The 22712-nt window shown below is 60.7% G+C and carries 21 protein-coding genes and 1 tRNA gene; 13 read left to right on the top strand and 9 right to left on the bottom strand.

Annotation, left to right across the window (positions count from 1 at the left end; all coding sequences use genetic code 11):
* Positions 1-89: 89 nt before the first annotated feature.
* A tRNA-Val gene (locus C481_RS09785) sits at positions 90-164 on the top strand.
* Positions 165-399: 235 nt separating this feature from the next.
* A complete protein-coding gene (locus C481_RS09780) occupies positions 400-1308 on the top strand; it encodes an AEC family transporter (protein WP_006109031.1) in 909 nt (302 codons plus the stop codon).
* A 61-nt stretch (positions 1309-1369) separates the two neighbouring features.
* On the opposite strand, the gene C481_RS09775 is transcribed toward C481_RS09780, so the two are convergent.
* The 3 genes from C481_RS09775 to C481_RS09765 all read right to left on the bottom strand — a co-directional run bounded on the left by C481_RS09775 (position 1370) and on the right by C481_RS09765 (position 3514).
* Complete coding sequence (locus tag C481_RS09775) at positions 1370-2266, bottom strand: hypothetical protein (RefSeq protein ID WP_006109030.1); 897 nt, start codon at positions 2264-2266, stop codon at positions 1370-1372.
* 105 nt (positions 2267-2371) lie between these two features.
* Positions 2372-3148, bottom strand: coding sequence for a CAP domain-containing protein (locus C481_RS09770; protein WP_006109029.1), 777 nt, complete (start codon positions 3146-3148; stop codon positions 2372-2374).
* Positions 3149-3193: 45 nt separating this feature from the next.
* The gene (locus tag C481_RS09765) at positions 3194-3514 is read right to left on the bottom strand and encodes a lycopene cyclase domain-containing protein (RefSeq protein ID WP_006109028.1); all 321 of its coding nucleotides are present in this window, start codon (positions 3512-3514) and stop codon (positions 3194-3196) included.
* 142 nt (positions 3515-3656) lie between these two features.
* Here C481_RS09765 and C481_RS09760 point away from each other — a divergent pair, with 142 nt between their 5' ends.
* From C481_RS09760 to C481_RS09750, 3 genes are all read left to right on the top strand, one after another.
* Entirely contained in the window at positions 3657-4814 is a 1158-nt protein-coding gene (locus tag C481_RS09760; RefSeq protein WP_006109027.1) for a CBS domain-containing protein, read from the top strand.
* A 273-nt stretch (positions 4815-5087) separates the two neighbouring features.
* On the top strand, positions 5088-6020 hold the full coding sequence (locus C481_RS09755; protein WP_006109026.1) for an ABC transporter ATP-binding protein: 933 nt from the start codon (positions 5088-5090) through the stop codon (positions 6018-6020).
* A complete protein-coding gene (locus tag C481_RS09750) occupies positions 6017-6877 on the top strand; it encodes an ABC transporter permease (RefSeq protein ID WP_006109025.1) in 861 nt (286 codons plus the stop codon). Before C481_RS09755 ends, C481_RS09750 begins: the two co-directional genes overlap by 4 nt.
* Before the next feature lie 5 nt (positions 6878-6882).
* On the opposite strand, the gene C481_RS09745 is transcribed toward C481_RS09750, so the two are convergent.
* Positions 6883-7734 carry an AAA family ATPase gene (locus tag C481_RS09745; protein WP_006109024.1) on the bottom strand — a complete coding sequence of 284 codons (852 nt, stop codon included), beginning with the start codon at positions 7732-7734 and terminating at the stop codon, positions 6883-6885.
* Positions 7735-7859: 125 nt separating this feature from the next.
* Between C481_RS09745 and C481_RS09740 the strand changes: the two genes are divergently transcribed.
* Positions 7860-8624: a hypothetical protein gene (locus C481_RS09740; protein ID WP_049904575.1), complete on the top strand. Its 765-nt coding sequence runs from the start codon at positions 7860-7862 to the stop codon at positions 8622-8624.
* Positions 8625-8773: 149 nt separating this feature from the next.
* On the opposite strand, the gene C481_RS09735 is transcribed toward C481_RS09740, so the two are convergent.
* Positions 8774-9475: a phosphatase PAP2 family protein gene (locus C481_RS09735; protein WP_006109022.1), complete on the bottom strand. Its 702-nt coding sequence runs from the start codon at positions 9473-9475 to the stop codon at positions 8774-8776.
* A 183-nt stretch (positions 9476-9658) separates the two neighbouring features.
* On the opposite strand from C481_RS09735, the gene C481_RS09730 reads away from it, so the two are divergent.
* From C481_RS09730 to C481_RS09700, 6 genes are all read left to right on the top strand, one after another.
* The gene (locus tag C481_RS09730) at positions 9659-10498 is read left to right on the top strand and encodes a hypothetical protein (protein WP_006109021.1); all 840 of its coding nucleotides are present in this window, start codon (positions 9659-9661) and stop codon (positions 10496-10498) included.
* Positions 10499-11095: 597 nt separating this feature from the next.
* On the top strand, positions 11096-11980 hold the full coding sequence (locus tag C481_RS09720; protein ID WP_006109019.1) for a MarR family transcriptional regulator: 885 nt from the start codon (positions 11096-11098) through the stop codon (positions 11978-11980).
* A gap of 285 nt (positions 11981-12265) precedes the next feature.
* Complete coding sequence (gene aglF, locus C481_RS09715; protein ID WP_006109018.1) at positions 12266-13039, top strand: UTP--glucose-1-phosphate uridylyltransferase AglF; 774 nt, start codon at positions 12266-12268, stop codon at positions 13037-13039.
* A 172-nt stretch (positions 13040-13211) separates the two neighbouring features.
* Positions 13212-13877, top strand: coding sequence for a class I SAM-dependent methyltransferase (locus tag C481_RS09710; RefSeq protein WP_275040064.1), 666 nt, complete (start codon positions 13212-13214; stop codon positions 13875-13877).
* Between the two features lie 53 nt (positions 13878-13930).
* Positions 13931-16369 (top strand): hypothetical protein, encoded by a 2439-nt coding sequence (locus C481_RS09705; protein WP_006109016.1) that lies wholly within the window; start codon positions 13931-13933, stop codon positions 16367-16369.
* Between the two features lie 212 nt (positions 16370-16581).
* On the top strand, positions 16582-17679 hold the full coding sequence (locus C481_RS09700; protein WP_006109015.1) for a sugar transferase: 1098 nt from the start codon (positions 16582-16584) through the stop codon (positions 17677-17679).
* A 41-nt stretch (positions 17680-17720) separates the two neighbouring features.
* On the opposite strand, the gene C481_RS09695 is transcribed toward C481_RS09700, so the two are convergent.
* Complete coding sequence (locus C481_RS09695; RefSeq protein ID WP_006109014.1) at positions 17721-18203, bottom strand: metal-dependent hydrolase; 483 nt, start codon at positions 18201-18203, stop codon at positions 17721-17723.
* Positions 18196-18711 carry a single stranded DNA-binding domain-containing protein gene (locus C481_RS09690; RefSeq protein WP_049904563.1) on the bottom strand — a complete coding sequence of 172 codons (516 nt, stop codon included), beginning with the start codon at positions 18709-18711 and terminating at the stop codon, positions 18196-18198. The genes C481_RS09695 and C481_RS09690 overlap by 8 nt, the downstream gene beginning before the upstream one ends.
* A gap of 154 nt (positions 18712-18865) precedes the next feature.
* Here C481_RS09690 and C481_RS09685 point away from each other — a divergent pair, with 154 nt between their 5' ends.
* Positions 18866-19957 carry a glycosyltransferase family 4 protein gene (locus C481_RS09685; protein ID WP_006109012.1) on the top strand — a complete coding sequence of 364 codons (1092 nt, stop codon included), beginning with the start codon at positions 18866-18868 and terminating at the stop codon, positions 19955-19957.
* A gap of 13 nt (positions 19958-19970) precedes the next feature.
* Here the strand turns inward: C481_RS09685 and C481_RS09680 are convergent, their stop codons facing one another.
* Both C481_RS09680 and C481_RS09675 read right to left on the bottom strand, forming a co-directional pair.
* Positions 19971-21428, bottom strand: a complete 1458-nt coding sequence (locus C481_RS09680) for a sulfatase (RefSeq protein WP_049904560.1) — start codon at positions 21426-21428, stop codon at positions 19971-19973.
* A 35-nt stretch (positions 21429-21463) separates the two neighbouring features.
* Entirely contained in the window at positions 21464-22576 is a 1113-nt protein-coding gene (locus tag C481_RS09675) for a glycosyltransferase (protein WP_006109010.1), read from the bottom strand.
* Positions 22577-22712 lie beyond the last annotated feature (136 nt).

Genomic DNA, 22712 nt, shown 5'->3' with positions numbered 1-22712 from the left:
CGATCGATTCGAAACCTTCAATTACGGTGGCGGGCAACGAACGAGTGCAGACAGCGTGGCGCCGCAGGCCACGGAAAGCGAAACCAGGCGGGTTGGTGGTCTAGTCTGGTTATGACACCTCCTTGACATGGAGGAGGCCGGCAGTTCAAATCTGCCCCAACCCACTACTTCTGTCGCGAACAAATCCGTGAGCGATTGAGTTGTAACGTTGGGAAGATTTGAATCAGGGAGTATAGCGAAGCGGAACGACCGTGGTTCAAATCTGCCCCAACCCATTTCTCAGCGACACAATTCGACGAGCGCCTTGCTACGCTCGCCGGACGGTCATCGCTCGTTCGGTCGTTCCCAGTACTGTCCGGAACCGAACGGTAGAAATGCCCGAGTCGACTGGGGCGGCATATGGACGTGCTCGGTCGGCTGCTTGCGTTGCTCGCGTTGTTGGTGTTCGGTGCCGGACTCCGAACGGTCGGCATCCTCGATACGACACGAACGGCGTGGCTCAACGCTGCCGCGTACTACGTTGCGCTGCCGGCGCTCGTCTTCGTTGCGACGTACGACCAGGCGATAGACGAGTTGCTCTCGCCGTCGCTTGCAGGCGGACTGGCGCTCGTCTTCGGGCTCACGGCGGGCATCGCCTGGCTCGTCCATCGAAATCGCGCGGCTGACTCGCGCCGAAGCGTGGCTATCGTCCAATCGTACCACTCGAACCTCGGCTACCTCGGCTTGCCGCTCGTCGCGGCGACCTTTGCCGACGACGTGACGGCGATCGCAAGCGTCGTCCTCGGCGTCGTCACGCTATTACAGTTGCCGCTGACGATTCTCGTCCTCTCGTCGCTCAACGGGGCAAACGCCACGCTCAGTGCAGAACTGCGTCGACTCGCGACGAATCCAGTTCTCCTCTCGCTGCTAGCCGGCCTGGCGATCGGGTCGGCACACGTCTCGGTTGCGCCGGCTGTCACGGCCGGGCTCGACGTCCTCAGTATGTTCGCCCTCCCGCTCGCGTTGCTCTGCGTCGGCGCTTCCCTCCAGATCGACACGCCGTCGATCGACGCGGGTGCGACGGGTGCCGTCGTCGCGCTCAAAATCTGTTGCATGCCGCTGCTCGCGTGGGTAATCTTCTCGTGGCTCGCCGTCGATACCGCGACGGTCACCGCTACCGTCGTCATGCTCGGCACGCCGACCGCCGTTTCGACGTTCGTCTTCGCAAACGAACTCGGCGGCGACGAAGCGTTCGCCTCGCTGAACGTGTTCATAACGACGCTCGCGTCGATCGCGACGCTGTTCGTGCTTATTACACTCGTCGGGTAATTGCGTTCGGCCTCCCGTGATCGAACTCGCACTCATCGGCGGCACAATCGAACGGCCGAGACTATCGCGAGAAGAGTTCTTTGAGGCGGCCGAGCAGTCCCGGCGAGTCGTCAGTTGTGGCGGTGCCGTCGGTGTCGGCTGGATTCTCGGCGCGGTTCGATTCGTCGATCGAACCGGCGAACGGTCCGGCGTCATCGGGGAGATCGGCGATGGCGTTGGGCGATCCACTGGCGGGTGAGCCGCCGCTTTCGGTCCCGGTATCGCCTGCGTTTGCGCTCGTTTCGGCGGCTGCCGTCTGGAGGTCATCGATCGACAGATCGATTTCGTCGATGTCCGGTGTGGACTCGCGGCCGGTTCCGGCTTCCGCAGTGCGAACGTCGGCACCGGTAACGGTGCCCTGTTCGATGCGGGAGGCGAGGTCGGAGCTATCGGTACCAGTCTCGTCGGTGATCGTCTCGGCCCTCTCACCGGCGATCGCAGCGCCATCCCCTTCGCTGGAGTTCACGTCAGCACCCACCTCACTGGTGGCTGTCCCGGCGGTATCACTACCCCGAGTGCCATCCGTGCTGGCGTCGGTCGTGTTCTCGATCCGAGAGCTGCTCGCGACACGTTCCGCAGCCGTTTCCGTTGTCGCCGTCTCGCTCGCCACCCGCGCGTCGCCAGTCGAGTTGGTCGTTGCTGACTCGCCGTCGGGGTCCGCGGACTCGCCGCTCGTCGCGTGGTCGTCCGCAGATTCGTCCGCCGTCGGGCCGTCATCCGCGGGAACCGCTATCCGCGAGGAGTCCGCCGTCGCGTCCGTCTCCGCGAGCGAGTCGAGAATATCGTCGACGCTCTCTTCGGAAACGACGCGGTTGGGGCCCCCACCCGGTTCGAAGGGCTCGGAGTCGGCACCCGATTCCGGTGTCGACTCGGCCTCGCTTTCGGAGTCGGAGTCGGACTGAACTCGGTCGTCGCTCATCGTGCGGGTCTGCTGGTGCCGGAACCATAACCGTTCCCCTGCTCTGGTGGCGGTTGTGGGTGAATGTCGGTGTCCGCATGCCGTGACACCTACGACTTCGACAGCCTACAACTCGCGACAGAAGTTCTGCGACGCGTAGACCGCACCGTCGTCGTCGATGTAGACGCCGACTCCGGCCCGGTCCCAGCCCTGGGAGCTGTGCTGCTCGAGGATGGCCTTCCGGTGGTCCGTCGAGTTCATCCACTGGTTGACGAGGCCGGTCGCAAGGCCTTCGGCGGTCTGGTGTTCGACAACGGTCTCTTCGTCGGGGGACTCGACGCGTCTATCGACCCAGGTCATGGCGATGTTTTCACCGTAGGCGCGACAGTAATTGTCGACGTCGGTGAATCGGTCGTATGGTCCTTCGCCGGCAGGGTTCGTATGCGAGAAGTACTCCTGCTGAGCCATGTCGGCGCTGTGTGCGCGGGAGACGGAGGCGATGGTCCCGTCCCACGCCAACGGGTCGAGCCCGTGCTCGGCCCGTCGCTCGTTGACTTCGGCGTGGACGAAGTCCTCGACGGTAGTCGCCGTCACGGTCTCAACGTCGGTTTCGTAGGCCGAACCCCCGGGATCGTCCGGGTCGGTTACCTCGGGGTTTCGCTCGCCGGCCGGCGGCGGATCTGAACTCGGGGCGGGGCGTTCGGTAATGGGGATGTCGCCGATAGAATCGAGGTCGTCTATTGCGATCGGTGCGAGCATCGCCGTGCCGGCGAGCAGCCCGCCGACGAGGACGGCTGTGAAGAGGAGTCGTCCGAGGGAGCGAACCGTGGAGCCAGCGCGAGTGCGGGAGCCGTCCGATGGCTCTGGCTGCGTTTCGGACGTCGACTGATCCCGTCGGTCCATCATCTCCCTCGTTGGTGTCCAGGAATAAGACAGCCGTGATTACTCTCATTCGGTGATAGATGTCCGTCCGTTGCCAAATATGGTCTCGTGAAAGCCGATGACGAGGCCCGGGACGACGGCCATGAAAAGGTGTTCTTCGAGCGGGATGCCGGCGATCTCGATTCCCGTTCGGAGTTCGATACTGAAGACCCCGACGGCGAGCGTGTATCGGTCCCAGAGGTACGCGATGGGATAGAGGGCGAGGATCGTCACCGCCGCTTTGCGGACTGCGTTTGCCCGGTACAGTAAGGCGGCCGCGATCGTTCCCCAGAATAGCTCCGTTGCGAGGTACGTGTACCGACCGAAAACGCCGATATCGGGTATCATGCGCGCATACGTACATCGGGTCCGGACAAAATAGTGCCTGCCCCTGCTAGCCAACCCGGATCGACCCATTGCTCAGCGGTCCGACCCGGACAAACCGTGCGGTATGTTCAAAACCCTTGATGCAGTACATCCATTCGCAAGGATGAATATCGCTGATATCGCCACCCAGGACTACATCGAAGTCGATGTCGGGACGCGAATGGGGAAGGTCCGTTCGACGTTCGAGGACGGCAACCCCAAGGGAATCATCGTCACTGACGACGGGGACTACGAGGGCGTCATCAGCGAGCGGGAGCTCCTCCAATCTCACGTCGAGGACGACGCGAAGGTTGCGGCACTCACCAAACCCAGTCGGAGCACGCCGTCCCCGAAGGTCGACCGGCAGGAAGATATTCGGGAGACTGCCCGCGTGCTGGTCGAGAGTAACGCCAAGGTCGCGCCAGTCTTCGAGCACGACGATCTCTGGGGCGTCATCTCCGACGATGCGATTCTCGAGGCGGTTCTCGAGAACCTCGATGCGCTTACTGTCGAGGATATTTACACGGCTGACCCGGTCACGCTGCAGGAAGACGACGGGGTCGGGAAGGCGATCAATCACCTGCGCGAACACGGGATCTCGCGATTGCCGGTGTTGAACGAAAACGGCTACCTCACCGGTGTGATCACGACCCACGACATCGCCGACTTCGTTATTCGGGAGAATCACACGACGACGACGGGCGATCGCGTCGGCGATTCCCAGCGCCTGCTCGATGTGCCGGCCTATGACATCATGAACAGTCCGGTCAGCACGACGACCCTCGACACCACTGCCGAGGAGGCCGTCAAGACGATGCTCGATAACGACTACGCAGGGCTGATGGTGACGCCCGAAGACGACGATCAGACCGTCATCGGGGTTATCACCAAGACGGACGTTCTGCGGGCGCTGACGTTCACCGAAGAGGAACACATGGACGTCCAGATTACGAACGTCTCGCTGCTCGATACGATCACCCGAGAGTCGATCGTCCAGAGCATCGAGAACGTCTCGGACAAGTACGCCGACATGCAGGTGCTTCACGTCCACGTGCGATTCAAAGAACACAAGGAGAAACTCCGCGGCACGCCGTTGATCCACTGCCAGGTCCGCCTGCGAACGAACAAGGGACAGGTCGCCGGCACCGGCGAGGGCTACGGCGCGGAGAACGCCTTCCGCGTCGCGCTCGACAAACTCGAGCGCAACGTCCTCGAAGTCAAGGGAATCACGAGCGACGAGGAGTACCGCGGCCAACTCCTCCGGAAACTGAACGAACTGTAGCGGACGGCGTTTCGCCGTCTTTTTCCGTTTTCATATAGGCTGCTGTACCGAGTTCCCGGCACAACCGCAGAGCGATTCGCGGTTGTACCGGGACTGACCGACAGCAGTCCGTCCCGCACTCTGCTCAGTACCGGACCGTCACAGCCACCACGATCAGCACACCCTGTCGCTCAGCAGCTATTCTCACGAGTTCAGCGTTCCAATCCCGGCCCCGTCGCGCGAACTTGACAGCCGAACACAAAGTCTATTAGCGATGACTGTGGGGTCTGCTGTATGGTCGCCATCGAATTCAGTGGCGTGTCAAAGCGCTACGGGCGTCGCGGTATTATCCGAAGTAATTCCGTGACTGCCCTCCGGAACGTCGATCTCACCGTCGAAGAAGGGGAGGTGTTCGGCTTTCTCGGCCCGAACGGGGCCGGCAAGTCGACTGCAATCGACATCATGCTCGATTACGTCCAGCCAACCAGCGGATCGGTCCACGTCCTCGGTCACGACGTCCAGACCGACAGCGTCAGTGTGCGCGAACGCACTGGCGTCCTTCCGGACGGCTACGGTCCGATCGGCGAACGGACGGGGCGCGAACACGTCGAGTTCGCAATCGAGTCCAAGAACGCTACCGACGACCCGGAAGAGCTGTTAGAGCGGGTGAACATGCTCGGTCCGGACGCCTACCCCGTCGACCAGTACTCGAAGGGGATGGCCCAGCGACTCATGCTCGCGATGGCGCTGGCCGGCGAGCCCGACTTGCTCGTCCTCGACGAACCGTCGACCGGCCTCGACCCCAACGGCGCCCGCACGATGCGGCGCATCGTTCGCGAGGAGCGCGACCGCGGCGCAACCGTCTTCTTCTCGAGTCACATCTTAGAACAGGTCGAAGCGGTCTGTGACCGCGTCGCCATCCTCGACGCCGGCCAACTCGTCACCGTCGACAGCATCGACCACCTCCGCGAAACCGTCGGCGGCATGGCCCGCGTCACGCTCGAACTCTCGCAAGTTCCCACCGGCGCACTCGACCGCCTCTCGTCTATCGACGGCGTCGCGGAACTCGAGACCAACGGGACGACGATCGAAGTCGCCTGTGAGAACCGCGCGAAAGCGCCGGTTATCGCCGCCTGCCACGACTCTCCCGCGACCGTTTCGAACGTCTCGACGACCGATCCGTCGCTGGATGAACTCTTCGCGACCGTCACGGAGGGTGTCGCATGAGCCAGGCCGGTCACGGGTTCCTCGACCGTCTGCTCCTCTTTACTCGGGAGGACGTCCACGACGCCGTCCGCGACCGGCAAGCCCACGTTCTCGTCGGCATGTTCGCGCTGCTCGGTGCCGGACTCGCGTACGCGGCGGGCCGAAACGCCCGGCGAACGTCCGCGCAGGTCGACATCGAACTCGTCTCCCAGTTGCTCGCTCCGGTCACGCTGTTGATTCCGCTAGTCGCACTCGGGGTCGTCGCCCCCGCGCTGGTCGAGAAACGATCGACGGGCTCGCTGACGGTGCTGCTCGGCCTCCCGTTTTCCCGGCAGACGGTCGTTCTCGGGACGCTGCTCGGGCGAAGCATCGTCATCGCCATGAGCGTCCTTGCGGCACTGCTCGTCGCCGCGCCGATCGCGCTCGTGATGGGCGTTTCGATCGACGGAACGCTGTTTGCCGGGTCCCTGCTCGCCTTTTTCGTCCTCACGATCACGTTTACCGCGATTGCCGTCGCTATCTCGGTCGTCACGAAAACCTCGACTCGAGCCTCGTTTGCGGCGTTCAGCGCCTACGTCGTCTTCGTCTTCCAGCTCTGGACCGTCCTTCCGCAGATTCTCCTCTACGTCGTGTCCGGCTTCACGCTCCCCGAGACATCGCCGCCGTGGGTCGACTTCGTCGTCGCCCTGAATCCGATGACCGCGTTTACGAACTTCGCCGGCGGACTCGTTCCGGCGTTCGAGAATATCCCGTTTCACGCCGTTCCGGACAATCCGGCGGTCTACGAACAGCCGCTGTTCGCGTTCGTGATCCTCCTCGGCTGGATCGGCGGCCCACTCTGCTTCGGATACCTGCGATTCCGAAAGACGGACCTGTAGTGTAACTAGCGCCGTCCCCTCTCGCCGTCGCCTTCGACACCTCCATCCGTAATCCGGAACTGTGCCGACTCTCCCGCCGGTTTCGAGCGGTGTTTTTCGAGCATCGCACGTCGTTTGCCACCGCGAAAGCGCTCGAGTCGCAGGACGACGCCGGTCCAGTGTTCGAGCGTGTTTCCGCCGAGTGCGCGCGTGCGGTCCGAGTCGGGATCGGCGAACACCTGATTCGTGAGCACGACCGCGAGTTCGTGTTTGCGCGCGAGCGAGAGGAGGTGTGTCACCTGTCTGGTGACGCTTCGCAGGGCTTCGCCATCGCTGCCCTCGCCGGTGCGTTCGAGTCGGTAGAAGCCGGTCGCGCTATCGAGGACGATCAGATCCGCCCGCTCGGCGAACTCTTCGGCATCGCGGACGGCTTCGGCCTGTTCTTCGAAGTCGAGGGCGTCTTCGATGACGATTCGCGAGGCGACGGTTTCGATGTCAGGGGGAGAGTCACCAGTGGCGTCTGTTTCGCGTTCAGGGTCGGATTGGGATTTGGGCCCAGTATCACGTTCCGTCGTCGATTCCGGCCCCGACTCGAGCGCGTCCGGGTCCGGGTTTGGATTCGGGTCCGGATCGCGGTCTCGATCCGTGGCGACGCGAGCGGACAGCAGTTGGTCGAAGCGATCGACCGAGACGCCTTCGGTGTCGATGTAGACGACGGTACCGCCGGTGGCGGCGGTTTCGACGGCAGCCGAGAGCGCGAGGTTGGTCTTACCTGCGGCCGGTGGGCCGTACAGTTGCGTCACGGTGCCGCGCTCGAATCCCCCGCCGAGTAACTCGTCGACCGGCCCGCAGCCGGTCTGGATTGCCGCGTCGTTCACGTCCGTAGTTGGGGTTGTTCGGGCAAAAAGTCCCCGAAACGTCACCGACGGCCGACTCGTTCTCGCGTCGCGGTGCCGGCGCTGGCGTCGGACACGTTTATTCGACGGGCCGGCGAAAGACGAGTGTGATCGTCGTCACGACAGCGGATTTCGAGGTCTACCACGGCGTCGTTACCGAACTCCGGGATCGAGGAACCGAGTTCACGACCGTCGAGTCGGACGCCGAGTTGCCGGATCGAACGTCCGTGGTAATCACGGACGCAGAAATGGAAGCCGAGTTGGGAGACGTGCCGACGGTCGTTGCCGAACCCGACGAGCCGCGGCAGGCGGTCGATCAGGCGTTGACGACGCTTCGAGGCGCGGGTGGGCGGACGATTATCGGCGTCGATCCGGGGCGCGACCCCGGCATCGCCGTACTGGCGGGCGAGATGGTCGTCGCCGCGTTTCAGGTGCCACTCGCCGAGGCGGTGGCCGTGATCCAACGCGAAGCGAACGACGCCGCCGACCCGATCGTTCGAATCGGCGACGGCGCGCGCCTCCGGAGTTCAAAATTGGTCAACGACCTGGAGGACGTGCAAGTCGAACTCGTCGACGAGACGGGGACGACGCCCTACCTCGGGACCGGCGCGCGAGGGATGGGCGACGTGTTGGCCGCGGTCAACATCGCTCGGCACGAAGGGGAGATCGTCGACGTCCGCGATATCGAGCCGACGGCGGGTGAACTCCAGGTGATCAAGGACCGCTCGCGCGAGCAGAGCCGGACGAATCGAGCGATCGACGAACTGCTCGCTCGTCGCGTCGCGGCCGGTGAGTTGACGATCGAAGAGGCGCTCGCCGAACATCGATCCGACGCCGAGTCGGCGGCTGAAGACGGGGCACAAGGAAACTAGCTGGTAGTACGGAGGCGATCGATCCCGCCGGTGAGGCGGCTGCCGATACCGCCGACGGCAACGACGATGCTTGAATGGGCCCGATTCGGCTACGGACTAGCTTTCAGTACCGCGCACAGTAATGCAACGGCGTCGGCTGCCGAACGCCGCTACTGGACCGCCGACGGCCACCGCTTTCGAACTCGGGGCCGCGTGCTCATCCACCACCCGGTCGCACCGCCAACACAGCTCCCGAACGCTATCCACCCCTCGTCGGTACCGCCCGTAGCGATGACGGCAAGGCCACCGAGTACCGCTGTGCCGGCGAAGGCCCGTTTCGGTTCCCCGTCGGTGGCCCACGCTGCGACGAGCAGATAGACGATCCCGAAGCCGATCGACGCCAGCACGTCGACGAGGTAGTGAACGCCGAGTGCGAGCCGCGAAACCGCAACGAGGCCGATGACGAGGGCCGCCCCGGCGAGTCGCCGACGGAGCGTCGAGTACACGCACCAGACCGCAAGCGCCCCCCAAAGCACCGTCGCAGCCATCGCGTGCCCGCTCGGAAACCCCTCCCCCGAACGCGGAACCGCTTGCAACGACGACGGCGGCCGCGGAAGACCGAACGCCGTCTTCAGGATCAGCGTCAGCGCAAGGCCACCCAGGACGACCGCTAGCACGAACGCTGCTCGATTCGAAACGAGGCGATCGTAGTCGCGAGTTGCCCGCCTGTACGCGTCGGAACCGGTAACGAGTGCCAGCACGCCCACGACGACGAGTTCGTCGCCAAGCAGTGCGATGTACTCGAACGCCGGGACGGCCCACTCCGGCAGCGTCTCTCGAATCAGTTCCGTGAGGCCGACGTTTCGGTTCATAGCCGGCCCGCTCCCGCCCGTTGACCGCGTTCAACGCGTTGCTGCAGTTTCGTCATTGTGCTCGCTACGACTGCCCGACAGTTAATTCTTGCAAACCGACACCGTGGCCCGCGCTTTATTATCGCCGTCGGTCTATCTCCGCGCGAGAACCGTTCCAGTCTCGGAACCGGGTGGTCGCAGTCGATGGCTCCTGCACTCGTTCACTTCCTCGCCGGCGCAACGCTCGTGCTGTTCGGAGCGGCGCCGCTGGCCGTGCGCGGGCACCTCGCCGGTCGTCACCTCTGGCTCGTCGCCGTCGGCGGACTCTGGGGAATGATACCGGACAGTCACTACATCACGCCGGTGTTTCGGCCCGAACTCGCCGCCCTCCATCGCACTCACTGGGGCGACCTGTGTGCGTTTCACTACGCGCTCGATCAGCCACCGATCGCAACGCGTGAACTCGAGAGCATCGCGGTGGCGGTCGCATCGTTTCTCGTCGCGATCACCGTCTTCACAGCCGCAACCGCAGTCGGCGACCGTCGCACTCGCGCTGCTCGCTCGCCACGAGCTGAACTCGTCGCTCGAACGCTTCTGACGGGCTATGCTGCGAGTCTCGCTGCGATGATAGCGGCTGTCGCCGCTGGATTAGTCCTCACCTGGACCGGTCGAATCGACACGGTGGCGGCGCTGTATGGCCGCGAAAGCGCGGTTGCGGGATGGCTGCTACTAGGCGGTGGGAGTCTCGTCGCAAGCGGAGTCTTTGCAGCACTTTTCGCCCTTCTCAGGCATCGGTGGGACGTGACGAGTTCGCGCGCTGGCGCGGCGCTCGGATTGCTCTTCGGGGTCGCCGGCTGGCTGACCGTCGTTGTGATTGCAGCGCCAGTCTGGATGCGCGTCGTGTTGGATCTCCCGCGGCCGATTCCGTACGTTCACCTGATGAGTCTGCCCGCACTCGTTGTCTTTGGACTCGTCCTCGGGACAGTCTATCCTTTGGTCCGGCGCATTCTGTTCCCGCCGGAGATGGATCAAATCGGGTCGTAGCTGCCGACTGTACGCCGAATTGCAGCGGAAAAGCACTAGAAATTTGTGTTAGTGATGAGCGGGTGAGAAAAGTATAACCCGGTGGTCGGTGTGGGCTCGCGTAGCAACCTCCTCGGTGCCCGGTAAAATGAGCGATTCGACATCAGCTACCCCTGGGCGGTCCCATCCTCACAATGACACCATCCCCCGCGCCATCGTCCACAAAAAGATCCTCGACGCCGCCGAATCACGACCGGAGGCATCGCTTTCGGAGATTGCAGACGATGTGAGCGGTGTAACCGTCTCCATCGTCGAGCAGGTTCTCGACGAATACGGCGATCCAGGACGGTCGGATGACTCGGATGATGCAGTGACGCTCTCCGAAGGAGACGCTGCGACCGGCTCATCCGCTGGGACGGCCCCTCCTGTGTCGTCCGTAGAGCCCGCGACATCCGAGTCAACTCAGGAATCCGATGACTCGGCCCGAACCGATCACGCCGACCCCCAAGCGGACGACCCATCGATGACAACCGATAATTCGGCCNATCCGAGTCAACTCAGGAATCCGATGACTCGGCCCGAACCGATCACGCCGACCCCCAAGCGGACGACCCATCGATGACAACCGATAATTCGGCCCACGGCCACGGCACGAGTTCCGATGCGCTAATCGATCCGGACGCGCTCACCGCCAAACAACGAGAGACGCTTCGAGAAATAGCCGCCAGACCCGAAGCAACTCAGGCCGACCTCGCGGACACGCTCGGCGTCACGAGCGCCACCATCAGCCAGCGTGTGAACTCGATCGACGGCTTCGACTGGTCGAGACGCCGTGCATTCGTCTCGGGTCTGTTCGACGCTGCCCCGTTGCCGGACGATACCGACACCGGAGACGGTACGGTAAGTGGCACCGAAAACGGTGACTGGAATTCCGAGGGCGACGGCACCGACAGTACCGAGACGGCGCCACCAACCGATTCGACGGGTGACGCAGTGTCCGAGCCGCTATCCGATGGTGCGTCGGGTGCTGCATCCGAGGCTCGAACGCGATCCCGGCCGGCCGAGAGCGCCACTGCATCCGCTCCCGCTCCCGTACGTGAGCCCGATCAGTCCCCCGCCGTGACCGGCGACGATACCGAGAGCGAGACGCTGAACTCGGACTCGACTGCGCGGGCGAAACCGATTGCGGAGCAGACGAACGAAAGCGAAGACGAACGTGTAACCGGGACCGCAACCGAGACCGATACCGAAAGCGAAACCGCAACCGACTCCACGACCGAGACCGCCCAAATACGCGCTCTAACCGACCAGTTGAGAACCCTCTCGCGGCAACTCGATGAACTCGAAGCGAAATCCGCTCCCGGTGGTCGCGCGTCGGGTCCGCTTTCGGATCCCGAACTCGCGCACAAAATTCTGCACGCCTGCCTCGACGCCGAGTACATTTCGCGGGACGAGGAATTGCGAATTATTCGGGCCGTGACGACCGGCGATGACTCCAGTTGACCGATAGAGCCGCTGTAAGTCACTGCACACCCGATCGCACGGCGACTACGCGATCGGTGCGTGAATCGTTGCAGTCGTTCCCCTAGACTAAGCGTGCCCCGCTATCGCATCGAGTCGCAACCTAGGGAGACAACCGTGCGTCGAAGCGCTAGTACTAGCTAGTACTAGTCTCTCGCGACGCTGCTGCCCTCGTCTTCCAACTCGTTCTAGACCGTCTCGGTTACCGGATCCGTCCTGCAGTCACAGGGGCCAGCTATTTACTCCCCCTCGGAGTGGCCAGTGTCTATGCAAGCTGTCGTCCTCGCGGCAGGAAAGGGAACACGTCTGCAACCACTCACCGACGACAAGCCCAAGGCACTCGTCGAAGTCGACGGTCGACCGATCATCGAAGACGTCTTCGACAACCTCCTCGCAGTCGGTGCCAAAGAGCTGATCGTCGTCGTCGGGCACCTGAAAGAGCAACTCATCAATCGCTACGGCGACGCCTATCGCGGCATCCCGATCACCTACGCCCACCAGCGCGAACAGCTCGGCCTCGCACACGCCATCCTCCAGGTCGAATCGCTCGTCGAGGACGAGTTCATGCTCATGCTCGGCGATAACGTGTTCCGAGCGAACCTCGGTGACGTCGTTTCCCGCCAGCGCGAAGACCGCGCCGACGCGGCGTTCCTCGTCGAGCAAGTCCCCTATGACGAGGCCTCCCGGTACGGCGTGCTCGATACGAACGAGTACGGCGAGATCGTTGAAGTCGTCGAAAAACCCGACGAGCCGCCGTCGAACCTCGTGATGACCGGCTTTTACACGTTCACGCCCGCGATCTTCCACGCCTGCCGACTCGTGCAACCGAGCGACCGCGGCGAGTACGAACTCTCGGATGCGATCGATCTCCTGATCCAATCGGGCCGGACGATCGATGCGATCCGCATGGAAGGGTGGCGCGTCGACGTCGGCTATCCGGCGGACCGAGATCGAGCGGAAGCGTTCTTGCAGGGTGAGACCGTGCCGCCCGCCGAAGTCAGCGGACGCACCGTTGACGCGCCGGAAGCGGAGATGGACTAAGTCCGTGGCGGTCCAGCCAATCGCCGATCCATCGACCTACTCGTGACACTGATCCAAGCTATAAGTCATTTCAACGGATACACATCTCATGGTCTCGGTTCGAAACGCGATTAAACGCGTTAATTCCCGCGTCGACGATCGGCTCGCTCCCCCGCGTCCCGACAGATCCTCGATCTACCGGTCGTTACTCACAGACGAGGAGTTTTCTCGCGCATTACATTTCGGCTCGGGACGAGATAAAAACGGGGTGGCTGACCGGCTCGAATCGGACGGGAACGAAATCGTCTCGATCGACCCTGATAGCAACGGATTGGAACAAAACCCGTCCGAATCGAAGGTGAAAGGGGACGGGCAACGGCTCCCTTTCGAGGAGAACTCGTTCGATCTGGTCTTTTCCGAGTACGTCTTCGAACACCTTCCGAAACCCAGTGCGGCGCTGGAGGAAATCGATCGAGTACTGCGACCCGCGGGATCGTTCGTCGTGCTCGTCCCTAACCCCCGACACTACTACGCGCTCATTGCCGACCGCACCCCGTTCTGGTTCCACAGGCTCTGGTTTCGATTGCAGGGCGTCGAATCCGCTGACGACGATCGGTTCCCGACCCAGTACGAGTGGGGAACGTTTTCTGATATTCACGCGACCCAATTCGACTGGTCGTTGGAACAGTTCTACAGTTTTCCCGGGCCGACCTCGTACACCAAACCGTTGCCGATTCATTTCGCGTTTACGCTGCTCGACCGGTCGGTAGCCGACTATCCGCAGTTTCACGTCGCGTACATCGCCCGGTACCGGAAACGGGAATCCGTTGAGGCGCGTCAGCCGACCGAGATCAACTGAACGCACTCCGTGCACTCGCAGTTTTTATCATATTACCCATAGACGTACACCTAATGGCCGACGAATCGGATCCTGCTGTCGTCGCCGATGCGACAGCTACCTTCTGCGAGGACCACGACGGCGGTCGCGATGCGGTCGAGGCTGTTCTCGCGGTCGACACCGAACGCGACACCTGGTCGTTCGACGACGTACCGCTCGATTCGGGGACGTTCGGTGAACTCGTCTCACGAGGTATCGTGACGAAAGACGGCGGCGAGTACCGTATTTCGAGCCCCGATGGCGTAACAGCGGCTCTCGAGGGCGACGAGGTGTCGAGTGCGGATGAGTCGCGTTCAGGGCGGGATCGCTTTTCGGGGCTTCCCGCCGTCGATGCGCGTGCCATCGGGGCGCTTACCGGAGCGCTCGCACTCCTCGTTGGGATGCGGTTGCTCACCTACCAATCGGTATTCCGCGATGGGAACGTCGTCTTGCGCGGAAACGATCCGTACTACTACCGGTACTGGATGGAGGAACTGCTCGCAGAGTCGGACGGAATCACGGATTGGAGCGTGGTCGGAACCCTCCCCCAGGGCGCAGTTGAACGGCGTCCGTTGACTCACGCGACGAACTGGTTTGTCGCCGAGTTACTCGGCGGAGATCAATGGGCAGCAGATATGGTCGCCGCGTGGTTGCCCGTCGTTGCAACGCTCGCACTCGGGATCGTCCTCTACTGGCTCGCCGTCGTCGTCACCGACGACGTTCGTGTCGGCGTCACGTCGGTTTTTCTGCTTGCGCTGACGCCGATCCACGCCGTGTACACCGGCGTTGGGTTTCTCGAGCACCGTCTTCATCAGTACTTCTGGCTCGGCGTGACGCTGCTTTCGATCGCCTGGATAGTGATGGATCTCAAGCGGCGGCGAGACGATCAACCGACGGTGGATCTGGCGATCCGCCGACACTTATCGGATCCGCGCACGTGGATCGCCGTCGTTGCATCGGGGATTGCGCTCTCCTTCTCGATTTTCGCGTGGGGCGGCTCCGTACTGATGCTCGTTCCCGTGGCGGCGTACCTCGGACTGAAGGTTGTAATCGATGTCCGAGAAGGGGTTCCACCGGTACGAGCCAACGCGTCGCTGTTGGCCGGTGTCGGCGTCTGTAGCCTCGTCTCGATAGCTCTCCACTTTCGGGTAGGCTGGCACGAGGCATTTGCCGGGCTCGTCCCCCTGCTCGTGGTGATCGGCGGCGTTGCCGTAGTCGGACTCGGTGAGGTGTGGCGGCGTTTCGATCGGTCCAGTACGAGCCTCCTCGGCTTCGAGATCGCTATCGCCGGCCTCGGTACCGCTGCGTTTCGCTCCCTTCGACCCGACGACTGGGCGAGGCTTCTCGACCGATCCGACGATCTGTTCTTCAGAGAGCACCACGGCGCAACGGAACTCGGCTCGCTATTCACGACGGAAAATTCGGTGATATTCGAACCGATGGCGCAGATCGGGCTTCACTTTTACATCGCGCTCGTCGCGTTGGGCTGGTGCTGTTGGAGCGCCTACAAACGGTACGAGCCCGGATGGTTGTTGCTCGCTAGCTACGGACTCGTTTGGCTCGTCTTAGCGACGATTCAGATGCGTTTTGCGGCACAGTTGATGATCCCGTTGTCAGTTCTCGGCGGTATGGGTCTCGTGTACCTCTTTTCGTGGGTCGACCTCGCCCGCCTTCCGAAACCGCTCCGGGAGAGCGACGGGGCGCGTGCGGACCGTCCCGATCCCGCGACTGACGGGGGCGAGTACGCACCGAGCATCGTCGTCCCGCGGAACTGGCGAAAACTCGTCACGCTCGTCTGGGTCGCGCTGTTGATCTGCGGAATGAGCCTGATTTTCCTTCCGTCACTGAGCGCGCAGACGACGTACAGCGACGCCGAGTTCGGGGCTGCGATGGCTATCGACGAGCACGCCGAAACCGCCGATCGAGAATACCCGGAAAACTTCGTGTTGAGCACCTGGGGTGATAACCGAATGTACAACTACTTCGTCAACGGTGAATCCCAGAGCTACGGATACGCTGCTAGTAACTTCGAGGAGTTCCAAACCGGGAGTGATCCGGACGGCTGGTACGACCAGTTCGAAGACCGCGTCGGCTACGTGGTTCTGACCGACCAGAGCGACGTCTCCGCGGAGATGACTCAATCACGACTCCACGAGGAGTACGGTACGGGCGGGAATCAGACTGACCCGCTGGCGCACTACCAGGCAGTCTACCTCGACGAGGAGGTAACGGCGTTTGCCGTCGTTCCCGGAGCGACGATCACCGGTTCGGGCGAGGCCGGCGAGAACGTTACCGTCGAAACCGAGACCGTCGTTTCCGGCGAAACACTCACGTACGAGCAGTCGGCGACCGTCGGCGATGACGGCACCTTCTCCGTCACCGTCCCGTACCCCGGCGAATACGATGTTGGCACGGCGTCGGTCGACGTTTCCCGTTCCGCAGTCGAGTCGGGAGAGTCGGTTCCGTTGAACTAGCGTCGCTGTTCGATGCGAACGTGTGCCGTCTCAACTCACCGTTTGAAAGCGACCGCGGCGTTGACGGTTTCGAACCTGCATCCGTTCTCCGAATCTGATACTATCTCTCGGTCTCCGTGACGGTGCCAGTCGGTGATATCACTGGGTAAGCGGAGTTCAACAGACGAGTGAGTCTCAAGTGGTCATACCGCCTTCCGCGTGCAACGCTCGTGATGACCGTCGGCGTGCTCGGACTCGTCCTGCCGGCCTGGTTCGTCTGGATCCGACGCCGCCCAACCGACGATTCCGACCGCCTCCTGCTCGTCGGTGACGACCCCGAGCAGTTGGCTCAGATCCCGACGACGATCTCGATGCCGATTCTCGGCTATCTCTGTCCGTCCGTTCTCTCCCCGCGCGACGACGCCGAGCCCGCGGCCGACGGCGGGCTCTCGATCTCTGCAACTGCCTCCTCCGAACTCGGGTCGGACTCGGCGGTGGAGCAACCCGGCATAGAGCGAATCGGCGGTCTCTCCCGGCTCGAAACCGTTCTGGTGGAGTACGACATCGACACCGTCGTCCTCGCGTTCCGCCACGCCGACCGCGCCGAGTTCTTCGGCGCACTCGATGCCTGTCACGCACACGGCGTCGACGCGAAGGTCCACCGCGAGTACGCCGATTGCGTACTGGCTGCAGAAGGGACCGTCGGGACGCTCGTCGACGTGGACATCGAACCCTGGGATCCGCTCGATCACCTGTTCAAGCGCGTGTTCGACGTCGCCTTTGCGCTCGCCGGGCTGGTCCTGGCCGTACCGCTCGTGATCGGAATTGCGGTCGTAATCAAACTCGACAGTCCCGGCCCGGTGCTGTACAGTCAGGATCGAACCGCCGGCTTCGGCGACACGTTTTCCGTCTACAAGTTTCGAACGATGATTCCCAAAGGTGAGTCCGCGGCTCCTGCTTCGGATTCGGAAAACGACCGCATCACGCGCGTCGGCCGCCTACTGCGGAAAACCCACCTGGACGAGTTACCCCAGCTGTGGTCGATTCTGATCGGAGATATGAGCGTGGTCGGCCCCCGAGCCGCCTGGACCGAAGAGGAAGTCCTGCTCGAAGCGGACGCGCCCGCATGGCGAAAACGCTGGTTCGTCAAACCCGGGCTGACCGGACTGGCGCAGATCAACGACGCGAAGAGCACCGATCCGCGGCTGAAATTGCGCTACGACCTCGCGTACATTCGCCGCCAGTCGTTCTGGATGGACGTGAAGATCGTGATTCGGCAGGTGTGGACCGTCCTCGCCGATCTGTGGGTCACGCTTCGTCGCGGCAACTGAACTCGTCCTGTGGCCCGTGGGCCGGTGTTTCGTCCGCCGGTTCACAGCCAGTCTCGCTCGGAGAGGAACACGCTCCCGGCGATGATCCCTGTGAGGAGGAGCACGGTAGGGTCCGATGAGACGTAGAGGTTCGGTGTCGGATGGCGGTACCACGTGATCGGATAGAGCCACGTCCCGGCTGCGCCGTCGGCGTAGGCTTTGAGTCCATCGATGAGGAGATGTGACAGCGCTCCTGCGAGTAAGACACCGAACGCTTGTCGATGGCGCTCGGTGAGGACGACGGCACCGATACCAGCGAGCAGGCAGACGCCACCGATCGTCTGCATCGCGTCAAGGCTGAACGGTACTCCAAGCATCGACTCGAGCGTTGCATCGGTGACGAGCAGTCCGAGCCGGTTGAGGTCTGGGAGCAGTGCCCCGATCATCGCGATCGCCACCCAGCGTTTCGTGAGCCACTCGAATCGCCAGCTCGCGACGGTGAACAGCGCGTAGGCCGCGAGGACGTGGGTAAGGAGATCAGCCATCGTTCGGTCTGTCTGTCTCGCGTTCTGTCCGGTCCGTTCGCGGCTCGAATCCGAGTTTCTGCGGAAGGATCTGCCAGTGTTTGCAAAAATAGCCGATTGCAAGGAGAACTCCAGCGAGAGAAACGACGTATTTGTACGTCGATGCGCCGTCGCTTCGGTTGACGACAACTGTTTTCTCGGCCGTCATCGTCCAATCTGGGTTGACCACGCCATACACCTGCACCATGCCCCCAGGCTCGACTGATTTGTCGACGTTCGTCACCTCGAGTTCAGCCGCGACGTCGTCGGCGTCGTCGTGGACGTGGATGACGATCGTGTCGTCTCTCACGGTCTGGACCTCTCCGAACAGGAGGACCTGTTGACCGGTGAACTGACTGGGGTCGTCCTGTAGCTGATCCCCCGTCGGGTGGGGCCAGCGCTCGTCGTAGGTTGCGCCGTAGTGGACACAGAGCCCGGCGAGGGTTGTGAGGAGCAGTGTTGCAACGGCCACTCTGACTGCCGGACGCATTCGTTTTCGTGCTCTCGGATTCGGTACTTGGTCGTTGTGCTTCGGATCGGTGTGAGTTATCCGTTGGGCTGAACTCGGGATTAGGCCGGATTTCACCGGCAGTGGTTGAGACGAACGATAACGCATTAGCCCCGTCGCTGCGAATGTCGGACGAATGCGAATTCTTCGGGTCGCACAGAAGGTCTATCCGGACGTGAAAGGCGGCGGACCGTACCACGTCCACGCGATGAGTCGCGACCAGGCGGCGATGGGACACGACGTGACCGTCCTGACGGTGCGGTACGACGACTCCCTCCCTCACGTTGAGGAACGCGACGGATACACGGTGGTGCGGTACGATCCCGCAGTGACGCTCCTGGGGAACGATATCAGTCCCGGGCTCGCGCAGTATCTCTCCGCAGCCGAGGACTTCGACGTACTGCACGCGCACTCTCACCTGTATTTCGCGACGAACCTGGCCGCACTGAAGCGCTTCCTCGGGGATATTCCGCTCGCGATCACGAACCACGGACTGTACTCGCAGAACGCGCCGGAGTGGGTCTTCGATCTCTACCTGCGGTCGATCGGTCGATGGACGTTCAACCGGGCCGACGTCGTGTTTTGCTACACGGACACCGACAAGGAACGCGTGCGCGAGTTCGGCGTCTCGAGTCGGATCGAGGTGGTGTCGAACGGAATCGATACCGAGCGGTTCACGCCTGACGGTTCAAAGAGTGAGTTAATCGAGAGTGATGGGCCCGTTGTGTTGTTCGTCGGGCGGTTAGTCGAAGGAAAGCGGCCGATGGTTGCCCTCGAAGCGTTTGCCGCTGTTGCTGAGGAGTTACCGGACGCAACGCTGTACTTCTGTGGTGAGGGTACACTCAAAGACGAACTCGTGACTCGATCTGTAGAGTTAGGGATCGAGGATGCAGTAACCTTCCTCGGGCAACTTCCGTACGACGAGATGCCGACCGTCTATCGGGATGCAGATCTATTCGTACTCTCGAGTCGAGCAGAAGGTGTCCCCCGGACGATCATGGAATCACTCTCAGCAGGTGTGCCAGTAGTGTGTTCCGAACTGCCACAGGTTCGGTCGGCTTTCGGCGAGACGATCGCATATGAGTCGATCAATACTGTCGACGCATTCGGTGCACAAATGCTCGAACTCCTGAAACAGTCACCGGACCCAGAGCTTGATTCACAGTTTCAGTGGGAACAGACGGTCGACGAGACGACAGCCGCACTAGAACGTATCGCTCACTCCTAGTCCACGCTAGTGCTTACTGAAGATAGCCGAGATCTTCGAGTCGTTCTTTCGTTTCATCACGCATCGATACGCTCCCGTCGTGCTCGGCGTGCTCGAACGAGTTCACCCACTCGTCGAGTTCCGCCTGCAGATCGGCGACGACATCCGGATGTTGATCGGCGACGTTCGCAGATTCTTCCGGATCGGAACCAACGTCGTATAGTTCGAGCGATCCGTCTGAGCCCCGAATGAGCTTCCACTCGTCCGTTCGAATCGTTCGGAGCGCCCGGTCGTATTGATCGAGTTCGTCCGGGAGGTCCCCGACACGCTGCTCCAGTGCGTCCATCGATGGCTGGGGGGCCATGTACTCCGCGATAACCCGTTCGCGCGGCTCCGTTTCGGCATCGGGGTGGAACGATCGGCCTTGCATCTGCTCTCGGAACTCGGGCGCTTCGATCCCGACTTCATCGAGAAGCGTCGGTGCAACGTCCGTGAGTTGCACGAGTTCGTCAATCGGACCGTGATCCGTGAACGAGCCGCCGTGAATCACCAGCGGAACGTGTAACAGCGTATCGTACAGACAGTACTGGTGGTCCATCAGGCCGTGATCGCCGATGTTTTCCCCGTGGTCTCCCGTCACCACGAAGATCGTGTCTTCCCACTCGTCGTGCTTCTCGAGGAGCGTTTTGAGTTCGCCGATCCGATGGTCGAGATAGGCGATCTCGGCTCGATAGAGCCCGCGGAGTATCTCGAAGTCGCGGTCAGACAATTCGACCGTCCCTGCGATGTATCCCCAGGCATCCTGCGGGATATCCATCGCTTCGTCGTAGGACACGCCCGCCGGAAGGAACTGCTCGGCGAACTCTTCGGGCGGTCGATACTCGAGGTGCGGCTCGAGGTAGTTGACGAAGAGGAAGAACGGATCGGCGTCGTTTCGGTCGGCGAGCCACCCGTCTATCCACTCGTTCGTGTGTTTCGCCCCGTCATCGTGGTGGTACCGGACGAACTTTCCGTAAATGGCGTTCACGAGATTGACGAGCGGATTCCCCGAAAACAGTTCCCGACCGAGTGTCGTGAGTTTGTCCGTCCCCTCCTCGGTCCGTGCGATTCGTCCAAGGTCGATGTCCGACTGGACGTACTGCCAACTCTTCTGGAAGGTCTGAAAGCCCCGCCCGAATCCGAACTCTTCGCTGATCCAGGTGTTATTGGAGACTGCTACTGTTTCATAACCGTCTGACTGTAGGATTTCTGGAAATATCTTATGCTCTCTATTGAGGGATTTGTGATCTGCGTGTGCGCCGTGTTTTGTAGAATAAGACCCAGTGAATAGAGAGGCATGTGATGGAAGTGTCCATGGTGCAGCAGTATATGCGTTTTCGAATCTTGTCCCTGTGTTACCTATAGATGAAAATACGAGAGAATCAAATGATATTAGTTCTTTTTCTCTAAATGTGTCTAAGACTAGCACTACTATATTCGGCTTAGTGGTCATGTTATGCTGTCTTTTGCTTTCCTCATCAATACTCTTTATTGTAGATCCTCTGGGGAGAGTTGGTGATAGAGTGTTGTGTGTTGATCAATAGTATTCTTAATATCAAATCGGTTGGAAACACGTTTGAAGCCAGATTTTCCTAATGAATGGCGCTTTTCTACTGATTCTAATTCAATTATTGCGTTTGCCAACTTATTTGGTGAACTACTCGGAACTAATAATCCTGTTTTCTCATCATTAACAACTTCCCGGACTCCCGGAATATCTGTAGCAATTACTGGAAGTGAGGCAGCCATTGCCTCTATCAGACAAATACCAAACCCCTCTGATTTAGAAGGAAGAATGAAGGCATCAGCAAGGGCATAGTAGCGATGGATATCCTCTTTCGGCACTTGTCCAGTAATTGTGACTCTATCAGACACCCCAAGATCATCTGCTAACTGTGTGAGTTCTGCCTCTAATGGTCCCCACCCTACGATAAGAAAATGACTATCTTGGAAGTGGCTTTCCCTCATTGAAACAGCACGAATAAGATCACTCTGGGACTTTACAGGTACATATCGCCCTACGTTTAAAAAAATAGTCTCTTCTTCAATATCTAATTTTGATTTTAGCTTATTACTATCGCTGTGTTCCGTCTTTTTAGATAGTCGTTCCACATTTGTTCCGTTATAAATTGTATACCAATCTGTCCGGGTAGGTGATTCTCGGAAGGATTGGGTAATAGCCTTTGAGATTCCAATTGTTGCATCATCTAACCACCGGGTTTGTCGTTCTAAGAAACGAGTTATCGGATGGTAATTACTAGGAAAACTATGCTGAGTACTTATTATTTTATCTACTTTCCCAACACGGCCTATTGTCCGGGCTAATGTCTGAGAGTATGGTAAGTGAGCATGAAGTATGTCGAATTCATTTTTCCTAAAATAGGATGCCATTTTAGACATTGCTATCGGATCGAATTTGAACCGTGCGCCAAAATTCACAACCTCTGCTCCAGATTGAGAAAATTCATTTGCAAGTGAAGTATCTCCCTCCATCTGACAAATAGTATACGATTCCCCATCACTAGAATTTCTGACGATATCTAAAAGTAGGGTTGGCGCCCCACCAGGAGCAAGCTGGTTGATTAAATAGCAGATCTCCATTCTCTATGAGGATATTGCCCTAGTGCCTAATGAATATTTCCGGCTGTTTAAATTTTAACATGTATCCTCTATTCGGAGTGGTTGTATTTTGTGGCTTCAATTAATGATTATCTGTCCGAAACCCCCTCAGTCATTT

This window comes from Natrialba asiatica DSM 12278 (genome assembly GCF_000337555.1).
In the GTDB taxonomy this organism is placed as follows: domain Archaea; phylum Halobacteriota; class Halobacteria; order Halobacteriales; family Natrialbaceae; genus Natrialba; species Natrialba asiatica.
Note: the sequence above shows the minus strand (reverse complement) of the source record. Positions and strands in the feature narration are given on the sequence as shown.

Bases quoted from the DNA above. Each gene is read 5' to 3' on its own strand.
- C481_RS09780 (WP_006109031.1), top strand. From the start codon at position 400: ATGGACGTGCTCGGTCGGCTGCTTGCGTTGCTCGCGTTGTTGGTGTTC.
- C481_RS09735 (WP_006109022.1), bottom strand. From the start codon at position 9,475: ATGAACCGAAACGTCGGCCTCACGGAACTGATTCGAGAGACGCTGCCG.
- C481_RS09680 (WP_049904560.1), bottom strand. From the start codon at position 21,428: ATGACCACTAAGCCGAATATAGTAGTGCTAGTCTTAGACACATTTAGA.
- C481_RS09705 (WP_006109016.1), top strand. From the start codon at position 13,931: ATGGCCGACGAATCGGATCCTGCTGTCGTCGCCGATGCGACAGCTACC.
- C481_RS09765 (WP_006109028.1), bottom strand. From the start codon at position 3,514: ATGATACCCGATATCGGCGTTTTCGGTCGGTACACGTACCTCGCAACG.
- C481_RS09675 (WP_006109010.1), bottom strand. From the start codon at position 22,576: ATGGAGATCTGCTATTTAATCAACCAGCTTGCTCCTGGTGGGGCGCCA.
- C481_RS09730 (WP_006109021.1), top strand. From the start codon at position 9,659: ATGGCTCCTGCACTCGTTCACTTCCTCGCCGGCGCAACGCTCGTGCTG.
- C481_RS09760 (WP_006109027.1), top strand. From the start codon at position 3,657: ATGAATATCGCTGATATCGCCACCCAGGACTACATCGAAGTCGATGTC.
- C481_RS09755 (WP_006109026.1), top strand. From the start codon at position 5,088: ATGGTCGCCATCGAATTCAGTGGCGTGTCAAAGCGCTACGGGCGTCGC.
- C481_RS09775 (WP_006109030.1), bottom strand. From the start codon at position 2,266: ATGAGCGACGACCGAGTTCAGTCCGACTCCGACTCCGAAAGCGAGGCC.
- C481_RS09770 (WP_006109029.1), bottom strand. From the start codon at position 3,148: ATGGACCGACGGGATCAGTCGACGTCCGAAACGCAGCCAGAGCCATCG.
- C481_RS09720 (WP_006109019.1), top strand. From the start codon at position 11,096: ATGACAACCGATAATTCGGCCCACGGCCACGGCACGAGTTCCGATGCG.
- C481_RS09685 (WP_006109012.1), top strand. From the start codon at position 18,866: ATGCGAATTCTTCGGGTCGCACAGAAGGTCTATCCGGACGTGAAAGGC.
- aglF (WP_006109018.1), top strand. From the start codon at position 12,266: ATGCAAGCTGTCGTCCTCGCGGCAGGAAAGGGAACACGTCTGCAACCA.
- C481_RS09700 (WP_006109015.1), top strand. From the start codon at position 16,582: ATGACCGTCGGCGTGCTCGGACTCGTCCTGCCGGCCTGGTTCGTCTGG.
- C481_RS09695 (WP_006109014.1), bottom strand. From the start codon at position 18,203: ATGGCTGATCTCCTTACCCACGTCCTCGCGGCCTACGCGCTGTTCACC.
- C481_RS09690 (WP_049904563.1), bottom strand. From the start codon at position 18,711: ATGCGTCCGGCAGTCAGAGTGGCCGTTGCAACACTGCTCCTCACAACC.
- C481_RS09750 (WP_006109025.1), top strand. From the start codon at position 6,017: ATGAGCCAGGCCGGTCACGGGTTCCTCGACCGTCTGCTCCTCTTTACT.